The organism is Lishizhenia tianjinensis, assembly GCF_900116425.1.
GTDB lineage: Bacteria > Bacteroidota > Bacteroidia > Flavobacteriales_D > Crocinitomicaceae > Lishizhenia > Lishizhenia tianjinensis.
The window spans coordinates 125,550-143,824 of record NZ_FPAS01000003.1 but is presented as its reverse complement, the minus strand read 5'-3'; the positions used below and the strand labels follow the sequence as shown (position 1 = coordinate 143,824).

At 38.0% G+C, this 18,275-nt stretch carries 11 protein-coding genes; 1 reads left to right on the top strand and 10 read right to left on the bottom strand.

What is annotated here, in order from left to right; translation table 11 throughout:
• Positions 1-486: 486 nt before the first annotated feature.
• The 9 genes from BM327_RS10360 to BM327_RS10320 all read right to left on the bottom strand — a co-directional run bounded on the left by BM327_RS10360 (position 487) and on the right by BM327_RS10320 (position 15,835).
• Positions 487-3,129 carry a TonB-dependent receptor gene (locus BM327_RS10360; protein WP_090249160.1) on the bottom strand — a complete coding sequence of 881 codons (2,643 nt, stop codon included), beginning with the start codon at positions 3,127-3,129 and terminating at the stop codon, positions 487-489.
• A gap of 60 nt (positions 3,130-3,189) precedes the next feature.
• Positions 3,190-4,143, bottom strand: coding sequence for an AAA family ATPase (locus BM327_RS10355; protein WP_090249159.1), 954 nt, complete (start codon positions 4,141-4,143; stop codon positions 3,190-3,192).
• A gap of 33 nt (positions 4,144-4,176) precedes the next feature.
• On the bottom strand, positions 4,177-5,544 hold the full coding sequence (locus tag BM327_RS10350; RefSeq protein ID WP_090249157.1) for a peptidylprolyl isomerase: 1,368 nt from the start codon (positions 5,542-5,544) through the stop codon (positions 4,177-4,179).
• Complete coding sequence (locus tag BM327_RS10345) at positions 5,519-6,382, bottom strand: hypothetical protein (protein ID WP_090249155.1); 864 nt, start codon at positions 6,380-6,382, stop codon at positions 5,519-5,521. The genes BM327_RS10350 and BM327_RS10345 overlap by 26 nt, the downstream gene beginning before the upstream one ends.
• Positions 6,372-8,315, bottom strand: a complete 1,944-nt coding sequence (locus BM327_RS10340; RefSeq protein WP_090249153.1) for a peptidylprolyl isomerase — start codon at positions 8,313-8,315, stop codon at positions 6,372-6,374. Before BM327_RS10340 ends, BM327_RS10345 begins: the two co-directional genes overlap by 11 nt.
• Positions 8,316-8,459: 144 nt before the next feature.
• The gene (gene guaB, locus BM327_RS10335) at positions 8,460-9,929 is read right to left on the bottom strand and encodes an IMP dehydrogenase (RefSeq protein ID WP_090249151.1); all 1,470 of its coding nucleotides are present in this window, start codon (positions 9,927-9,929) and stop codon (positions 8,460-8,462) included.
• A gap of 78 nt (positions 9,930-10,007) precedes the next feature.
• Positions 10,008-11,345 carry a TolC family protein gene (locus tag BM327_RS10330; protein ID WP_090249149.1) on the bottom strand — a complete coding sequence of 446 codons (1,338 nt, stop codon included), beginning with the start codon at positions 11,343-11,345 and terminating at the stop codon, positions 10,008-10,010.
• 2 nt (positions 11,346-11,347) lie between these two features.
• A complete protein-coding gene (locus BM327_RS10325; RefSeq protein WP_090249147.1) occupies positions 11,348-14,716 on the bottom strand; it encodes an efflux RND transporter permease subunit in 3,369 nt (1,122 codons plus the stop codon).
• A 3-nt stretch (positions 14,717-14,719) separates the two neighbouring features.
• Complete coding sequence (locus BM327_RS10320) at positions 14,720-15,835, bottom strand: efflux RND transporter periplasmic adaptor subunit (RefSeq protein WP_090249145.1); 1,116 nt, start codon at positions 15,833-15,835, stop codon at positions 14,720-14,722.
• A gap of 236 nt (positions 15,836-16,071) precedes the next feature.
• Here BM327_RS10320 and BM327_RS10315 point away from each other — a divergent pair, with 236 nt between their 5' ends.
• Positions 16,072-16,614: a hypothetical protein gene (locus BM327_RS10315; RefSeq protein ID WP_090249143.1), complete on the top strand. Its 543-nt coding sequence runs from the start codon at positions 16,072-16,074 to the stop codon at positions 16,612-16,614.
• 318 nt (positions 16,615-16,932) lie between these two features.
• Here BM327_RS10315 and BM327_RS10310 read toward each other — a convergent pair whose 3' ends face one another.
• Positions 16,933-18,168, bottom strand: a complete 1,236-nt coding sequence (locus tag BM327_RS10310; RefSeq protein WP_090249141.1) for a hypothetical protein — start codon at positions 18,166-18,168, stop codon at positions 16,933-16,935.
• Positions 18,169-18,275 lie beyond the last annotated feature (107 nt).

Here is an 18,275-nt window from a genome sequence, read left to right as displayed (position 1 = left end):
AAAAAAACATTTTCAATTAGTTATAAGTTGATTTTTAACAAAAGATAGGTGATTCAATTCCCACGCTGGATAGCAGCGGATAGCTTGTGAAGGCATAGGCATAGTGGAACGGGATGAAAGTTTACGACCACCGGAAGTGAACTTGAAGCCCTGTGCAACTTGGCGTGTGGCGTTGCAACTATGAGCGTATAGCCAGATTACGGGGCCTTAGAGATTCAAGGATTCAACAATTCAAAGATTCAATAATTCAACAATTTGAAGGATTTGTCTCTCGATAGTTCGACTAAGCTCACCACAGCGCTCTCGCTCGAGAACCTGTTAGCGTTTATTGAAATTTGAATGATTTGATAATTTGAAAGATTTGAGAGATTTTAAAAATTGGTGTTGGACCGGGTATAGGGCTATTCTAGAAATCTAGCTTCTCATCTCAAACTCACCCTCAAAACTTTTTCATCTAAAGGTCTAAAAGTCTAACTATCTAAAAATCTAAAAAGCTATATTCAACTTTAAGTTAAACCTTCTTGAAGTAAGGTAATTTGGAATGGCGTAGTACCTGCCGTTTACGTCTTGTATCCATTGTTGACTCAACACGTTTTCTATACCCAAAAGATTCCAGATTTCGAAAGATAGGTTACATTTTTCCAAATGTCTAAATACACCTCTTCTGTCTTCTTTGGATGAGTTGTATAAGAAATCGTAACCAAAACCTATGTCTGTTCTAAAGTAAGCACGCTGGCGCAAGACATCTTTGTAACGTTCAAAGTCTGGCGGACCGTAAGGCAATTTATACCCATAGTTGATGCCTAGAGAAACCGTGAATTTTTCGTAAACCGGCATTCTATCTTGGAAAAGCACAGCAATGTTTACCCATTGGTCGCTTGGTCGGGGAATATAACCCGGCTCTACACGGTTAGAGTCTGCAATGGTTTGGTTTTCTGAAGCTCCCGTAATCACATCTCCATCTGTGTTGATGTATTCGTAGTAAAAATCATCTAAAAGATCTTCGGCTGTGTGCAATAAACCTACTTTTAAGAAGGATTGCATACCTGGGATAAACTCACCGTTCATGTTGAAATCTAATCCATAAGCGAAAGCAACCGCATTGTTTGTGGTATAATAACGTATACGCACATTGTCTACTTCATAGGGGTTGACATCCCACATGTATTTATAGTAAGCTTCTGTGCTCAATTTAAAGGGGGTAGCTCTGTCCCACATTTCAAATTGGTAATCCATACCCGCCACAAAGTGCGCAGATTTTTGACTTTTGATGTCTGTATTCAAAGTCCCATCAAAGCTCCTTAATTCTCTGTAGAAAGGTGGTTGATAGTAAAGTCCGGTAGAAAAATGGTAGCGAACATATCTTCGTTTGGTTTCACCATTTTTTACATAATATTTTTTCGGGAAGAAACTGATGTTGGCTCTTGGAGTGATGTAAAACTCATTGTTAAATGCGGTGTATCCTCCGCGTAAACCTGCGTTGAAAGACCAACGTGATTTACTGCTTTCAACCGTATCGTAATATACATTCCTTACCCTTTTACCTAAAGAATCTAATTGTCGGGTAACAATTTTAGCGGGGTAGTTGGATATTAATTTTTCAAAACGTTGACTGTACATGATGTAGCCATTAGCACGGAAGGTGTGCAAGGTGTTTTGGGCTTTGATTACGTTGTACAATTCTATTTCATCACTTGGTGCTTGGGGTAAACTATAGCCTGCAGAATCGAGCATACGCCATTCACTTAAAACATCATCGAACTGTTCTACTTGGCCACGTATACCAAAGGTAAATTTCCCTTTGTCTTTATATTCGTCGAAGTATCTACGTTCTATTAGTTCTTTAATTTGATACTCACCGTTGTAGGCCAAGGCATAAATTCTTGCATTCAATTCATTTCTACCGTGATCTATGTAAGTTCCAACACCTAGGGTTGCGATAGAATCTCCCACGTTTTCTTTGGAAGGGTCTGTTTCTAATTGGTTAATAAAATATTGACCTCTTACTGTAAAGTTCTCGCTTTCGTTTGTGTTAAATACACTGGCGTAAGCATTCATTTTTAATCTTTTTGAAGCGTTCCAATTTAAGCTAGTTGCCCCTGTAAAAGTTCTAAATCTAGTTTGCTCTTGTCCGTCAAAATATACCCTAAAGCTATAAGCTTCATTGATGGTTCCGAAGTTGGTAACTTGGGTGATGGGTGCAAATCTGTAGTTGTTAGAAGAGAGGTGACCTAAGAAGCTCCAGGTTAGTTTTTCTGTGAGTTCATAATTGGTTAAGAATTGTACATCAAAGAAAATTGGATTATAAGCACCTGTTGTTGGTAGAGCATTTAAAAGATAACCATTAGACCTATACCTTGCTCCAACGATGTAGTTAAAACGAGGAGAGATCTTATCTTCAACATGAAAAGATGCTCCCAATAAACTTCCATTTGCCGTAGCTTTAAATTCTTTTGGTTTTTTGTAGGTGATATCCAAGACTGAACTTAATCTGTCGCCATAATTGGCAGAGAAACCACCGGCACTAAAGGAGATGTCCTCCACAAAATCGGGGTTAATAAAACTCATTCCTTCTTGTTGACCACTACGCGTAAGAAAAGGTCTGTAAATTAAAATGTTGTTTACATAGACCAAGTTTTCGTTATAGTTACCACCACGTACGTTGTAGTTGTTAGATAATTCATTGTTAGAACTAGCCGCGGTGCTATAAATCAAACTTCTCTCTACTGAACCTCCTGGAATTGGAATGGCATTGATGTCGATTTTCTCGATACTCGCTATGTTTTCCTTTTTGGTTCCTGCAATTTCAACTTCTGTATAATTTTGTATGGAAAATTTAGTCTTTGGTAATTTTTTGCTTTCGTTGGGTGCTAAGTTTAAGGTGTAGCTAAACAGTTCTGCCTCACTGTAAATAATAAGTGTAATTTCCTTGCTACTTGGAACTTGAAGTTGGTAATATCCGTCAGAATTAGAACGGGTATGGTACTTTAAAGAGTCTTCTTGAACGTAAATAGTAGCTCCGTAAAACCCGTCATTGTCTTTATCAACAACACGACCTTCAACAGACGCTGTTTGTCCCCATACCAGAGAACTTAACAAAAGGAAAAAAGTAAGATGCAGTAATTTCATAGTAAAACTGAAGCTATAACTTCAAAAACCTGAGATTATTCTATAGAAAGCAAGAAATTCTTAGAGTAAAGCTTCGATAATTTTTTCCATGGTATAACCTTCTGCTTCCGCTCTGTAGTTTTTCACCAATCTATGGCGTAAAATTGGAACAGCAACAGCTTTTACATCTTCTATATCTGGAGAGTATTTTCCATTTAGGGCAGCATGACATTTTGCACCAACAATAAGGTATTGCGAAGCACGTGGTCCGGCCCCCCAAGAAATAAAGTCTTTGGTAATTTGTGGTGCTTTCGGATTGTTGTAACGCGTTTTGCTCACTAAGTTAACGGCGTATTCCAAAACATTGTCAGCCACAGGTATCTTACGGATGAGTTCTTGGTACTTGACAATTTCCTCACCGCTTAAGATTTGTTTTAATTGAATGTTTTCATCAGAAGTTGTTGCCTTTACGATGGCCATTTCTTCTTCAAAAGACGGGTAATCTACCCAGATGTTGAACATGAAACGGTCTAATTGCGCCTCGGGTAGAGGATAGGTACCTTCTTGTTCTATAGGGTTTTGTGTCGCCAATACGAAAAAAGGCTTGTTTAACTGGTAGGTTGTACCTGCTGCAGTTATACTCTTTTCTTGCATGGCCTCTAGCAATGCCGCCTGTGTTTTGGGAGGAGTTCTGTTGATCTCATCGGCCAAAATTACATTGGAAAATAAAGGACCTTTGATGAATTTAAAGTTTCTGCTTTCGTCCAATATTTCAGAACCAATGATGTCAGAAGGCATAAGGTCTGGCGTAAACTGTATACGGTTAAAATCCAAGCCTAAGGTTTGCGCTATGGTATTTACCAAAAGCGTTTTGGCCAAGCCCGGTACACCTACCAATAAACTGTGTCCACGCGAAAAAATACTGATCAAAACCTGGTCAACCACTTCATCCTGACCGATAATGACTTTGTGTATTTCTTCTTTTAATGCTTTGTATTGAACAACGAGGTTATTAATAGCTTGTACGTCTGACATATGATAGATATTGTTAAGGTTTAAATATAACGATTACCAGTTATAATTCAAGTTACAGCCTTTGAATTCGGGATCAATTTTAATGTAGGCATTTCCTACACTTTCTTTTACCCATTTATTGATGACTTCTTGTTCTTTATTGGCTTGTGCAGCTTTTTTAATGAAGGCATAATCGTCTTCTAAATTTGCCACGTGCGGTTTGGTTTGATCGGCCAAACGAACGATGCGTACACCTTCTTTTCTACTTTGGTAGTTCACATAGATTCCAGGTTGGGTATACTGCCCAACTTTCAAACCTTGAATAATGCTAAAGATTTGCGGGTCGATTTGATTAATGTTTTGAATATCCCAGTATTGATCTCCGGTGTAAGGATTGGTAACATTACCATGATTTTGTTTTGTTTCCTTGTCTTCCGAATAGATTTTTACGGCCTCATCCCAAGTAATTTCTGCAGCTTGTAAACGTTGGTAACATTCATCAATCACTTCTGCCGCTTTGGTGATGCTTTCGTTACTTACTTCGGGTATACGTAAAATGTGTCTACAGGTATAATCATCTCCTTTTCTTTCGATTAATTGAACGATGTGGAATCCGTATTCAGATTCGAATACTTCAGAAATTTCTCCTGGTTTTAAGCTCATGGCTGCCGCTTCGAAAGGTTTTACCATCATTCCTTTAGAGGCTTTAATCATCCCTCCGTCTTGGGCGCTTCCTGGATCTTCTGAGTAGATTTTAGCGATAAGTTCAAATCTTTTCTTTCCGCTTACAATTTCTTCTCTCCACTTATTGAGTTCAGCTATGGTTTCAGCTTTATCTTCTACTGTAATCTCTGGGTAAACAACGATTTGTTGCAAGGCAATTTGCTGGTTGATGTAAGGCAAACTGTCTTTAGGAATAGAGTTGTAGAATTTTTCTATTTCTCTCGGAGTAACCACAATGTTGGCTGTGATTTGTCTTTCCATTTCTTCGGCCATCATACGCTCTCTGATCATTTCTCTAAATTCGTCTTTGATCTGAGCATACGTTTTACCGTAGAATTCTTCTAACTTTTCACGGGATCCGATTTGCGTTTCTATGGTTCTCAAACGGTTTTCCATGTTGGCATTAACCTGCTCGTCGTTGATGATGATACTATCGATTTGCGCTTGGTTTAACAAGAGCTTCTGATACATCATGTCTTCGAATATGGCGCACTTTGCGTTGTCTCCCAGACCTTCACCGTTAATTTCACTTTGGAGAACTTCGTTTTTGACTTCAGAAAGTAGAATGATGTTATCTCCCACTTGACCTATAATTTTATCCACCGTTTCTTTACCTGAACCGCCAATGCTTGTGGGTTGAGCAGCTGCAAAAAAGCTAATGAATAAAGCTACACTACTTAGTATAAATGTTGATCTCATATCTATTTTCTATCAATTGTGTTATCGAGTCGTTTAATTCAACCCTAATGTTTTTGGCCTTTTGCGACAAAATTCTCTTTTCTATTAATTCGCGCTCCTGCACATTGGGCTTTAAAGCCTCTTTGGTGTTGTAACTTAAAATGTTGAGGTAGTAAGCAAATTGATTGTCTTTAGAAACAATTTTCCCCTTGCTTTCTATGAGCTCTTTGATGTTCACATCCATGGGCATTTCTCGCACTAAATCGTCGAAAACTATCCATTTGTTCTCCTCAAAATAAAAGTTAGTGGCGTAAAGATTTGCAAAGTTTTTTACTTCCTCCCTGTCTTTACCATTTTTTAACAGGTAAAGCTGGTCTATGTTGGTGTTGCGCAATTTGTTTAGAGCTACTTTAAGGTAGAGAGCTTTCACCAAATAAATTTCTTCACTAAAGTTTTTTCTGTGCTTTTTGTAGTAGGCTAATATTTCTTTTTCCATTGGAGTTTGATCATCCAACATCTTTTTAATGATGCTACTTTCTATGTGGAATTTATAGAGGTCGGCACCTTCCTTAATGCCATTCGCCTTGATTTCGTAGTAAAGGTTGGGTTGGGTTTCCTTTAGGTAAAGAGCGTATTCTTGCTGTGCTATCCAATCCAATAAAAAGGCATCTCTGTCTTTCTTGTTTTTCGGATCTAACTGCAAAGCACGCATCATGCCTTCACCATCTTCTTTGGTCAAGACTACATCTTCTACAGCTGCCCATTCTTCTTTTGCGTTAAAAGAACAAGCTGCTAGAAAACAGAAAAGGCTGCCGAAAATGACAGCCCTAAATGTGATATGTCGTTGTTTAACTTCCAAGGCTGAATAATACCTCTTTATTAATTACGATTTCGTGTTTCTTTCTTAATTCTTCTAACCAAGCATTTTCCATTTCTGTCTGGTAATCTTGGATGATGGCACCTTTAGCTTCTTTGTAAGTTTTTGGTCTACTCGCTAATTCTTCGTTTACAACCACCACGTAGAAGTTTTTATTTACTTCGTAGGCCTTGTTTAAACCTAAACTTAAATTTTGAGACTTGATGCGTGCATCTTTTGCCGGGTCTAAAATCAAGCTATCTGCGCGTAGGCGTAAATCAGATTCACTACCAAATTCTGCTACTAAGTCGGCCATAGTTGCTCCTTTTTTCAACATTTTGTAAGCTTGTTTCGCGTCTTTCTTGTTGTAAAGCTCATACACGTTTGCGTCTATTCTGTTGGGCAAAATATAGTCTTCTTTGTGAGCTTGGTAGTAATTTTTTAAGCCTAAAGTATCTTTAGAAGCTTTATCCCAAACTTCATCCTTCATGATTTCATACAACAAGATACCGTCGTGGTATTCTTGCATCAAGTGCTTGTAGGCTGGGTATTTGTTTTTCAATTGACTCTCCTCGTAAGCAATGATTTGAGTTTTTTCCCAGTTCTCGTATACTTTGGCAACGAAATCATCTACGTTTTTCATAGGTTGTTTACGCTGTGTCTTTTCTAAGAAAGATGCGAAATCATTCAAGGTGTAGTCTTTGTTTGCGTAGTTGAAAATTACAGCATCTGCATGTGTACCATCGTATTTCCAAGTACCATTGAAAAGCGTAGAATCTACAACTCCTGTTAATAAAGCAGGTGCTGTTTGTGCACCAGCAGTAAAGTTGTACTCTTTTTTCAATTTAACAACAAAAGAAGCTTGTGTTTGCTGACCTCTCATGTCGCGGTTTACTTTGTTGTATAACTCGCGTTCCATTTCTTCATAAGAAGGAAGTGGTTTCCAGTTTACTCTTCTTACGATGTGGTAACCAAATTGCGTTTTGAAAGGTTTAGAGTACTGTCCGTCTTCTGTTAAAGCGAAAGCTTCATCTTCGAAAACAGGAACCATACGTTGTTTCGTTCTTGATCCGAAATCAGGAAGTAAACCTCCTTTGTTTCTTGAACTTTGATCGTCAGAATATTTTCTTGCCAATACACTCCAATCTTCACCTCTTTCTAATTTGGCGTAAATAGAGTCGATTTTATTTTTTGCAGCTTGAAGCTCTTCTTCTTTTTGAGCCAATACTAAAATGTGAGCGGCAGAAATTGTTCCTCTGGCATCTCTAATGTCTGTAATTTGAAGAATGTGGTAACCAAACTTCGTACGTACGGGCATAGAAACTTCTCCTTTTGGTGTATTGTAGGCTGCATTTTCAAAAGGGTAAACCATTTGGAAGGCTGTGAAATAACCTAAGTCACCATTGTTTTGCGCAACAGAAGGATCTTCAGAACCGTATCTAGAGTTGGCAACACTTGCAAAGTCTTCACCGCCCATAACTTTACGACGTAAGTTCATTATTCTGTTGTAGGCTGCCAAGGTATCCTGAGGAGAAGCATCTTCATCCACACGAATTAAAATGTGAGAAGCACGAATTTCTTTTTGCATTCTTTCGTAAGCTTCTTTTACAAGTAATTCGTTTTGTGCAGAATCCACTAAATAAGGAAGCGCTAATTGCTTTTCGTATCCTTCTAATTCTTTTACAAAAGCAGGTATAGTATCCAAACCTTGCGCCTCAGCTTCTGCAACTTTTAATTTAAAATCGCTGTAGCGCTGTGCGTATAACTCTAAAGAATCTTTCGCGTAGCTTGGTGCATCGTTGTTTTTTAAATAAGACTGGAGAAATTCTGATTTATAAATTTTCTGACCATTAACAGTCATGATCACTGGATCGTTTTGCGCCCAGCTTAGTCCTGCTAACAAAAGGGAAAAAGATAATCCTACTAATTTCTTCATAATTTATCGTATCGTTTTATTAAGTGCCAAAAGGCCTATGGTTTAAGGTTTACCAAAATTAAATTTTCGATTGATAAATACGAACGAAATCAATATTTATTTTGCAAAAAAAAGACCAATCAAACGATTGGTCTTTCTATAAGCTTATTTGCTGTAGTTTGGAGCTTCTCTTGTGATGGTAACATCGTGAGGGTGAGATTCTAACATTCCTGCGTTGGTGATGCGAACAAAATCAGCACCTTTCAACTTATCTATGCTAGGAGCACCACAGTAACCCATACCAGCTCTTAATCCACCAATGATTTGGTAAACTACTTCTTTTAAATGTCCTTTGTAAGCTACACGTCCAGAGATTCCTTCTGGAACTAATTTCTTAACATCGTCTTCAGCATCTTGGAAGTATCTGTCTTTCGATCCTTTTTGCATCGCTTCTAAAGATCCCATACCTCTGTAGGCTTTGAATTTTCTTCCTTGGTAGATGATGGTTTCTCCTGGAGACTCTTCTGTTCCTGCGAACATAGATCCAACCATTACAACATCAGCACCCGCTGCGATTGCTTTAACGATATCTCCTGTGTAACGAATACCACCGTCTGCAATTACAGGAACTCCTGTTCCTTCTAAAGCTCTAGCAACATCGTTTACAGCAGTTAATTGAGGTACACCAACACCGGCAATGATACGTGTTGTACAAATTGATCCAGGACCAATTCCTACTTTCACTGCATCTGCACCAGCTTCTACTAAGAACTTAGCAGCTTCTGCTGTGGCGATGTTTCCTACTATTACTTCTAAATCTGGGAATTTAGCTTTTACTTCTTTTAATTTGTCTACCACACCCATAGTATGACCGTGTGCTGTATCGATAACTACAGCGTCCACTCCCGCTTCAACTAAGGCTGTAACTCTTTCTATAGTATCAGCAGTAACTCCAACAGCTGCAGCTACTCTTAGTCTACCGAATTGGTCTTTACAAGAATTTGGGTGTTCTTTAACTTTTATGATGTCTCTGTAAGTAATCAAACCAACCAATTTGTTGTTGTCGTCTACTACAGGTAACTTCTCAATTTTGTGTGCTTGAAGAATACCTTCAGCAACTGATAGGTCTGTTCCATCTTTTGCAGTTACCAAGTTTTCTGAAGTCATAACCTCAGCAACAGGTCTGCTTTTTACTTTCTCGAAACGTAAGTCTCTGTTGGTAACTATACCTTTTAATTGACCGTTGTCATCCACTACAGGGATACCACCGATTTTATTTTCTTTCATTAAGAAAAGTGCATCTTGTACCAATGCATCTTCTTTTAAGGTAACAGGATCTAAGATCATTCCGCTTTCTGAACGCTTTACTTTGCGAACTTCTAAAGCTTGAAGCTCTATGCTCATGTTCTTGTGAACTACTCCGATACCTCCAGTTTGTGCAATTGCAATTGCTAAATTAGCCTCTGTAACGGTATCCATTGCCGCAGCAACGATAGGTGTGTTAACAGAAATATTACGTGTGATTTTGCTTTCCAATTTTACATCGCGAGGAAGTACTTGAGAAAATGCTGGAGTTAGTAAAACGTCGTCGTAGGTTAAACCCTCTCTAACTTTACTGATATCTTGAAGTGACATAAACGAACCTATTTGGTAAATAAATTCCCGCAAAAGTAAGGAATAATTTTTAGAACATTTTGGTTTTTATCTAATTTTTTAATTTTCGTTGTTATACGACAATTGGAGCTGTCCTGATATTTTATAGATATCCAAATATACGCTCATCCTGTTAAATAAACTGTCGTTATAGCTTAAGGCTGCATTAAGAAAATTGTTTCTCAAATTTTGAAGCTCTAAACTGTTAATGATACCCTGCGCATATTTTGCTTTTCCAAGTTCATAAGCCTTCTGAGCATAACGCATACTTTGTTGGTTTAAATTCACCAACTGGTTTTGCACGTGGTAGGCGTCGAAAAGTTGCAGGGTATTGTTTTCGAGTTCAATTTGCATTTGGTCGTAAGTCATTTCACCTATTTCGGCATCTATCTTAGCTACCTCAACGGCACGTTTTGCTTTGTAGTTGTTAAAGAGGTTGTAACGTACATTCAAGCCTGTTGAGTAGACAATAGATTGAGTACCTATGGATTGGTCTGGACTCCCTGAAAAGCGAACATTACCCCAAGATGGACTCGCCGCAGCTTGCAAAGAAACCACAGGGTAGAGGAAGGAACGTTGATAGTCTATCATCTTTTTCTGTAACTCCAAAGCCAAGAATTGATTGCGCAAGTTTTGGTTGTTGCTGCTTAAATTGCTTATAACTTCTTGTTGATCTATGGCCGACATAGGAGCGCTTAAAGAATCACTCAATTTTGGAAACTGCTCCAAACTCATTTCCTCTCTAACATTCATCAATACCATTAAGTTTCGCTTAGCATTTTTAATGTTGACCTCTTGTTGGATAACATTCACAGAATCGGCAAACAATTGATTTCTGAACTGAAAGGTTTCTAAACTACTGCTCTGGCCGTATTCCTCTTTGAGCTGGTAATATTCATACTGTTCTCTGGAATAATTAAGTACGGATTTATAAACCTTTAGTTTTTGTTCTTCCAGTAAAATGCTGTTGTAGGCTTTTAAAACTTCCAGAGCAATGTTTTCTATTTCTGCCATTAGATTTCCATTACTTTGTTGTTCTAAAAGAGCTAATCTTTCCTTGGTGATTTTTATTCCTAATCCAGAAAATAAATTCCAACTCAAATTAACCGATGGGTTATAGTTTTGGTTGATGATGGACTCCTGAACGAAACTAATGGGGTTGTTGGAATTATCTTGCAAGGCAATGTTTGCCCCCGCATTTAAACTCACCGTAGGGAAGAGGCCAGCTTCTGACCATGTATTGTTTTTCTCAGCAATGTCTACCCTGCTTTGTGCAATTTGTAAGGAGTAGTTGTGTTCGAGAGCAAGTATTACCGCTTCTCGTGCACTTAATTTCTCTTGTGACTTACCTGCAAAAGGAAGAAGAGCTAAGATGAATATATATGCTAATTTTTTCATGTTTATAGTTCTTGAGCTTCTATATGTTTGTTCACTTTATTGGCGGTTTCTATTTCTTCATGACTCACCAGTTCTCCCTTTCTAAGCCAATGGAAAGTTCGTTTTACATCATTCCCAAATAAGATGGCAACAGGAAAGCAAAGTAAGATGAAGAAAGTTCCAAACAAGACTCCAAAGGCAATGGAAACTGCCATAGGTATAAGGAATTGAGCTTGCATGCTTTTCTCGGCTATCAAGGGGAGAAGTCCACTTACCGTAGTTATGGTTGTTAATAGAATTGGACGGAATCTAGAAATGGCAGCTTCATAAACAGCGGCGCGCGAAGTGTATCCCTCTTCAATTAATTGATTGTGCCTATCCAAGAAAACGACAGCATCGTTGATCAATACCCCAAGAAGTGCTATCATTCCGAAAAGACTTAAGATGGATACCGGTATGCCTACGATTCCGTGTCCGAGTATAGCTCCAGCTATCCCTGCAGGAATTACCAACATAATTAAAAAGGCTTGGTAGAGTGAGGTGAAGTGTAACATCACTATCATAATCATCACCACCAAAACGATCATAGTCATATACGCCATGGAGTTTCCGGTTTTCTGACTTCTTTCGAATTGACCAAGTTTACTAAAACTAACAGATGGGTGTAAAGCTTCCACTTTAGGAATTATGTCTTTAATGATGGCTTGGTTAAAAACAGCAACACTATCTGGAAAAAGACATTTGGCGTCCACCTTAACTTGGCGTTGGCCATCTCTTCTTTTTAAACTCACGGGACCTCTACCCATAGAAAAACTCGCAATGCTTGTTAGTGGCACAGCTGTTCCATCTGCCATTTTAATGCGCATTTTCTTTAAATCTGAAAGAGAGCTTCTGTCTTGCTGAGGATAACGCACCCATATTTTCACTTCATCATTTCCTATGATGATACGCTGTGCTTCTCTACCGAAGAATCCATTTCTAATTTGGGCAATCACTTGAGATTTTCCAATGCCGTAAATTTCTGCTTGAGGAAGAAGCTCTATAAATACCTCTTGTCGTCCTGGAGGCATGTTGTCTTTCACATTGGCAACTCCTTTTTTGTTTTCCAATTCTGTACGGAACATTTCTTTGGCCATTTCCAATTCAGCATTGTCTTGCGAAGAAAGTCCAAATTCTATATCAGCACCAAAACGCCCAAAGGAACCTACGAAGATTTCATTGCTTAATTTACCTATGTCTGTTGCTCTCACTCTGCGCGTGATGCGATTCATAAGGGTGTCTACCGGGTATTTTGCATCCTCACCTTCGTAATAGATACTCAACATTCCTGTATGGTTACCGGCTTGACCGATGTTCATCGTTGCACCTATATTGGTTGTGTAATAGGTTAACATCGTATCGCCAGTTTCTGCAATGATTCTTTCGTTTTCTTCCAAAAGAATTTGTGTTGCAGTTTTTAAGAATTGATCGGTTTGTGCTTTATTATCTCCAGGAGTATAAGCTACCTCGACATTAAAAAAGTCGGGTGGAATATTGGGGAAAAAGGTAAAGGCAATTTTACCTGAATTAAATAATATAATCACGCTTATCACAAAGGCGAAAGGGAAAAAGAAACTTAAACGATAGGCTTTTTTCCATTTCATACCCATGAACATTTGTAGCATATCGGCAAAGGCCTTGTCTCTGATAAAACGAATAAACAGGTTGATTCCTTTTCTTACACCATTTTCTGCAGGCGATTTCGTGTAGGCATAATAGAACAAACCTGCACCCAATATCATTAAGGTAAACGGTATAAGTCCTGTTGCATAACTTACCTCACTTGGTAAAAGGTAAGATCCGAAATAAATAAGTACAACTCCTAATACCATCAAAAGAATTCCAAAAGGAAGTTTGATGCTGGTTTCATTTTTATCATTAAGTACTTTTTTGGAAGCCAAGTGAGAGGGTAAAACAAAGAAGGCTTCAACGAGAGAAAAGACCAAACAAGAAATTACAACAAAGGCCATTTCTCGCATCATTTCTAATCCTTCTACAAAAAGAAGTACAGAGAAAGCAACTATGGTTGTAAGTACGGAAGTGAAAACAGAAGGCAATACCTCCATGGTTCCATCTATAGCCGCTTTAGATGCAGATTTCCCTTTTTCGTAATGACTGTAAATGTTTTCGGCAATTACAATTCCATCATCTACCAAAATCCCCACAACGAGTATCATTCCGAACAAAGAAATCATGTTGATGGTAATGCCGTAAGTCATACCAAGGATAAACATTCCTAAGAAAGAAAAAGGAATACCAAAGGCTACCCAGGCACTTAAGCGGACATTTAAGAAAAGTCCTAAAGCTAAAAGTACGAGTACTAAACCGAACATTCCGTTTTCGGTAAGGAGGTCAATACGTTGTTTTAGTAAAGAGTCAAATTCATAGTAAACTTCAAAAGAATAGTCTTCATGTTCTTGGTTGAATTTGTCTTTGTAGGCGTATACCTCTTCGGCTATCATGGATAAATCTTCATCCAGGGTTTTTTCAATTTGAAAGGAAATAGATGCAGAACCGTTGAAGGTTGAGGTTTGAGAATCTTCGGCAAACCCTAAAGTAACATCGGCTATATCCTTTAAGCGTACAGATTCTCCTGAGGGCATCGTTCTGATGATGAATTCGCCAAGTTCTCGAACGTTTGTAGTTCTACTGTTGTAACGAATAGACATCTCTTCAGCACCGCCACGTATCATACCTGCCGTAATGTCGTTGTTTAAAGCACCCACTTTTGCGGCAATTTCTTCCATGGAAATATTGTAGCGCAACAAGTCATTTTCTCTGATGTTGATACTTATTTCTTTTTCAGGAAAACCTTGCTTGGTGATTTGAGTAATGACTTTCGTGTTGAGTAAGTCGCGCTCAATTTTATTGGCCATTTCTGCCAGGTCCGTTCGCTTAATACTCGGGTCTTTTGCCGTAACACCAACAAAGGCCACTACGCTCGACATACCATTGGTTTTCAAACGTGTGATGATAGGTTTTTCAGCACCTGCCGGGAAACTGTTTATGGAGTTTACAGCATTTTCAACATCACTCAACAAATCGTCCATGTTTGCATCAGAATATGCCTGTATGCTTATGGTGGCAAAGTTTTCTGAAGAGCTGGCGTCTATGTGTTCTATGTCCTGGAGTCCTTTAACAGCTTGCTCAATTTTTATGGTAATACCATCTTCCATTTCTTTGGGAGATGCACCGGGGTAGGCTACTGATATATTAATCTGATTGGGGTCGAGTTCTGGAAAGAAGGAGCTGTTTAAGCTAAAGAGAGACCACAATCCAAACATCAATACAAGCGCAATAATGGCATTGGCCCATATTGGTTTTTTGATAAAAAAGTTAATGATATTTCTCATGACTTATTTTTCTACAGCTTCGTATTTCGTTTCAGTACTTGCGTTTTGAAGGAAAGAGCAAAGTACTTGAGCATTTTCCGGAATACCCGCAATGAGTAAACTGTCTCCTTTATACCCCATATTTCTAACGTTCACCGTTTGCAATAAACTGTCTTCCAAAATTTGAATGTTATTGTCTACAACTGCAGTGTGGGGAAGTGTAACGGTCTGCATTTCTAATTTTTCTGCACAGGATAGATTTAAGAAATCTCCTTGGTAAACTTTGTGTCCGTTTATAGGCGTTATAGAAAGGTAAGTGTCTATACTTTGTGTTTGTTGGTTCACCACGTTTGAGGTTCTAATAATTTTCCCCGTACCAACAGTGTCTTTATTAGGAGCCAAGAACCATAGTTGTTGAGCATTTGTAAAGTGATTTAACTCTTCCTTTTTAATCGGGACCTTAACTTCGTAGTCTCCTGTCTTCACAATTTTAGCAATACTAGTTGCCGGTGAAACATAAGATCCTTCCTCGGCATAAGTTTCAACTATAGTACCATCAAAAGGTGCGCGGTAAATGTATTTGCTTAAACGAGTTTCGGCCGATTTAATGCTGTAGTATTCTGTAGCAATATTTCTGCTGTTAATGAAACGTTTTTCTTTATCTGAGTTGAAAGATGGCAGCTCTGGAAGGTTTTTTCTATCGTCTATTTGGCGAATGAAATTTTTCCATTTTTCTAATTCTTGCGGAAAGTCTAATTCAATGTCAGCCATTAAATTCACCAACATTGCGTTGAAAGAAGAGCGACGGGCGTAAATGGCGTACAATTCTTCCGATTGATCAACGCTGTACAAAACACTTCCTTTCTTAAAACTATGTCCGGGCTTTAACTTTTTATCTCCTTGCAATAGTTTTCCCTGAACTTCGAATACGACATTGATCTCGGTGTAGGGGGTAACTTGACCATAGGCTTCAAAATCTACCTGAGCGGTTTGGTTTTTTGCCTTAATCACAGGTACTATCGTTGCCGATTCTGTGTTTGTTTTGGTTTTTGGCCCTTGTCCTTTACTAAGTATGGGTCCGTAAATAAGAACGACTAGTAATAATCCAAGGATAATAAGGACGATGTTTCTTGCTTTCATGTTCAAGCTGTGTTGTGAGTATTTTGTGTTAAAAATAAGTCATTCGGTGATGAAGTGCCTAGTTTTTTTCTATCAAAGGTGAAAAGTGCTTTCAAGAGGTTTTAGGCTTATACACAGAAAACGTGTTATAAACGTTTGGAGTTGTTAATAACTTCGTTAATAAAGTTGCGGAACCCCTTATTTTAAAGGCTTCATTCTTCTTTAACTTTGTCTTAATCGTAGGTAAACGTAGCACAATGTTAAAAACACTTTTCAGAAGAAAACTTTCAGACGAGCAGTTAGCAAATGTATTTGTTAATGCCATGCTGGATTGTGTGGATAAAGGTTTTGATGAAGTTGTAGAGCTCATCAAAGAAGACCCTGCATTTGTTACAGTTCCTAATTTAGAGAATTATTCTGATGGTCATTTTACGATGATCGTAATCGTAGCCAACTTGAGCTTTTTAAGTGATCATTTCGATGCACAGCAATGTGCGGATTTGGAAAACTTAATCAAAGAAAAGTTTGCAGATATTTTTGGAATGACGAAGGATGTTTTTGATGAGCACTTGAACAACTACAAGAAGTTTATGGCGCGTGTAAATCATCCCTCTAAAAACATGCACTATGCCATGAGTAAGGGTATGTTCCATAAGTATCAATTGAATGATTATCAGGATGGATACTTTAAAAAAATGAAATGTCCAAACCCCTTGTTCCTTAAAAGAATGGATGAGGTAATGGATAGTTTTGTTTGGAACTGGGACGCTTTCTTTAAGCGTTACAAAATGGTGGGTTAATTTACCCCTTCAATCGAATTATCGGAACAATAAGTCCTTAGCTTATTGCTTGCTATACTTGTCTCAAATAATCAAACGTCTGTGTTGCCATGCAGACGTTTTTTTTGTGAAATAATAGGGCATAAAAAAACCTGATCTGAATGTTGAGCGATACAAGATTCAAATCAGGAAAAGCACTACTATGTACTAAAAACCAAAAACAAACGAAAATTACTTACTACAGATATTCGTTGTGTATAACTCAAATATACAATAGAAGTCTTTCCATTTTTTGAATAAACTCTTAAGGGATAATTTGATTGATTTAACGGTAAGTTATTAATAACCAAATCTTGGGTTAACTACATCGTTGTAGATGCTTCCGAAGGTGAAGCTCAAACCTGTACTTAACCAATAATTGTAGGCTGTTGCCAATTGGGTTTGTTGCAAGAGTACTTCTTCGTAACTGGCTTCACCACGTTCTAAGTTCACTTGGTCTTTAATGATTCTAAAACTACCACTCATACGCCAGCTGAGTCCTTTGAATACTCGAATGTTTAAACTAACCCAGTTGTTTAAAGAATTGAGCTGTATATCGTTCATGTAATTGTTCCAGCTCACAGAGTAACTAATGTTTCCCCAAGGCTTTTTAAATTTCATGTCGGTACTAAGCGTTTGCTGCCATAGCAATTCTTCAATTTGGTTGTGAACCGTTGTATCTATATAATCGTTAAAACGCGGACCTAATTTATAACCTAAACGAATTTGTTTGTTGTTAGACTCTGCATAATCATAAATGTTGTATTCCAGTGCACCTTTTAGCGTTCCGTAGAAATCATAATTGTTGTAAATGGAAGAACCAGCATTGGTGAAGGCACCAGCAGAGAGCTTTTTACCCAAAGCACGCGTGTAGGTTAAATCTACTGCATTGGATTTTTGAATGTTGTAAACTATCGTGTCTGGATCATTCAGGATGTATTTTTTACGTTGGTAATTGTACCATCCTCCAACGTCAATTCTGTCTTGTTCTCTAACTCGCTCGGCCGAAATAGAATTGTTATTGCTGAAGTTTGTGTAGGAGGCTTGTCCATCCGTGTAAATACTCGTGTTAATAGAAAAGACCCAGTTTTTCCACTTGTCTTTTGGCTTTTCTTCCTTTACTGGACTGTTTTGTAAAAGAACTGCGATGTGATCGGTAGTGTTGTTTTTAATCCAAAAACTAACCAATCCAATTTTTAAATAATGCAATTGCTTTTCTCTTAACTCGTGGGCTGTGGTATTGTTGGGTACAGAAAAATGAATGGTATCTACTATGCTGCTGTATTTGTTTAAGCCAATAAAATGGAACTCATATTTAGAGCCACCTGAACCTGTGCGTTGAGAGAAGAATTGTATATGACAATCTGCTACGTACCTATCTCTTACCAATGTGGCATAAGGTAAATTCGAACGGAAGTAATTTTTATCACATCCAGGACAGTCAATAAACACTTTTACCGTTTGCGTACTGTCTTGAACTTGACCAAAAACAGACTGCAGGGTAACTAACGCAAATACAAGTAGATAAAATCTCATTTTAACAGAAAAATGGTTTTGTTGTGCAAAAATGCACATAAATCACTAAAACTTGAAACGATAGTCAAGGAGTTCTTCATACTGAGATGTTTATTTATTTAAACGTT

Excerpts from the sequence above, each read along its gene's own strand:
- guaB (WP_090249151.1), bottom strand. The coding sequence starts at position 9,929 with ATGTCACTTCAAGATATCAGTAAAGTTAGAGAGGGTTTAACCTACGAC.
- BM327_RS10340 (WP_090249153.1), bottom strand. The coding sequence starts at position 8,315 with ATGAAGAAATTAGTAGGATTATCTTTTTCCCTTTTGTTAGCAGGACTA.
- BM327_RS10320 (WP_090249145.1), bottom strand. The coding sequence starts at position 15,835 with ATGAAAGCAAGAAACATCGTCCTTATTATCCTTGGATTATTACTAGTC.
- BM327_RS10350 (WP_090249157.1), bottom strand. The coding sequence starts at position 5,544 with ATGAGATCAACATTTATACTAAGTAGTGTAGCTTTATTCATTAGCTTT.
- BM327_RS10325 (WP_090249147.1), bottom strand. The coding sequence starts at position 14,716 with ATGAGAAATATCATTAACTTTTTTATCAAAAAACCAATATGGGCCAAT.
- BM327_RS10355 (WP_090249159.1), bottom strand. The coding sequence starts at position 4,143 with ATGTCAGACGTACAAGCTATTAATAACCTCGTTGTTCAATACAAAGCA.
- BM327_RS10360 (WP_090249160.1), bottom strand. The coding sequence starts at position 3,129 with ATGAAATTACTGCATCTTACTTTTTTCCTTTTGTTAAGTTCTCTGGTA.
- BM327_RS10330 (WP_090249149.1), bottom strand. The coding sequence starts at position 11,345 with ATGAAAAAATTAGCATATATATTCATCTTAGCTCTTCTTCCTTTTGCA.
- BM327_RS10315 (WP_090249143.1), top strand. The coding sequence starts at position 16,072 with ATGTTAAAAACACTTTTCAGAAGAAAACTTTCAGACGAGCAGTTAGCA.
- BM327_RS10310 (WP_090249141.1), bottom strand. The coding sequence starts at position 18,168 with ATGAGATTTTATCTACTTGTATTTGCGTTAGTTACCCTGCAGTCTGTT.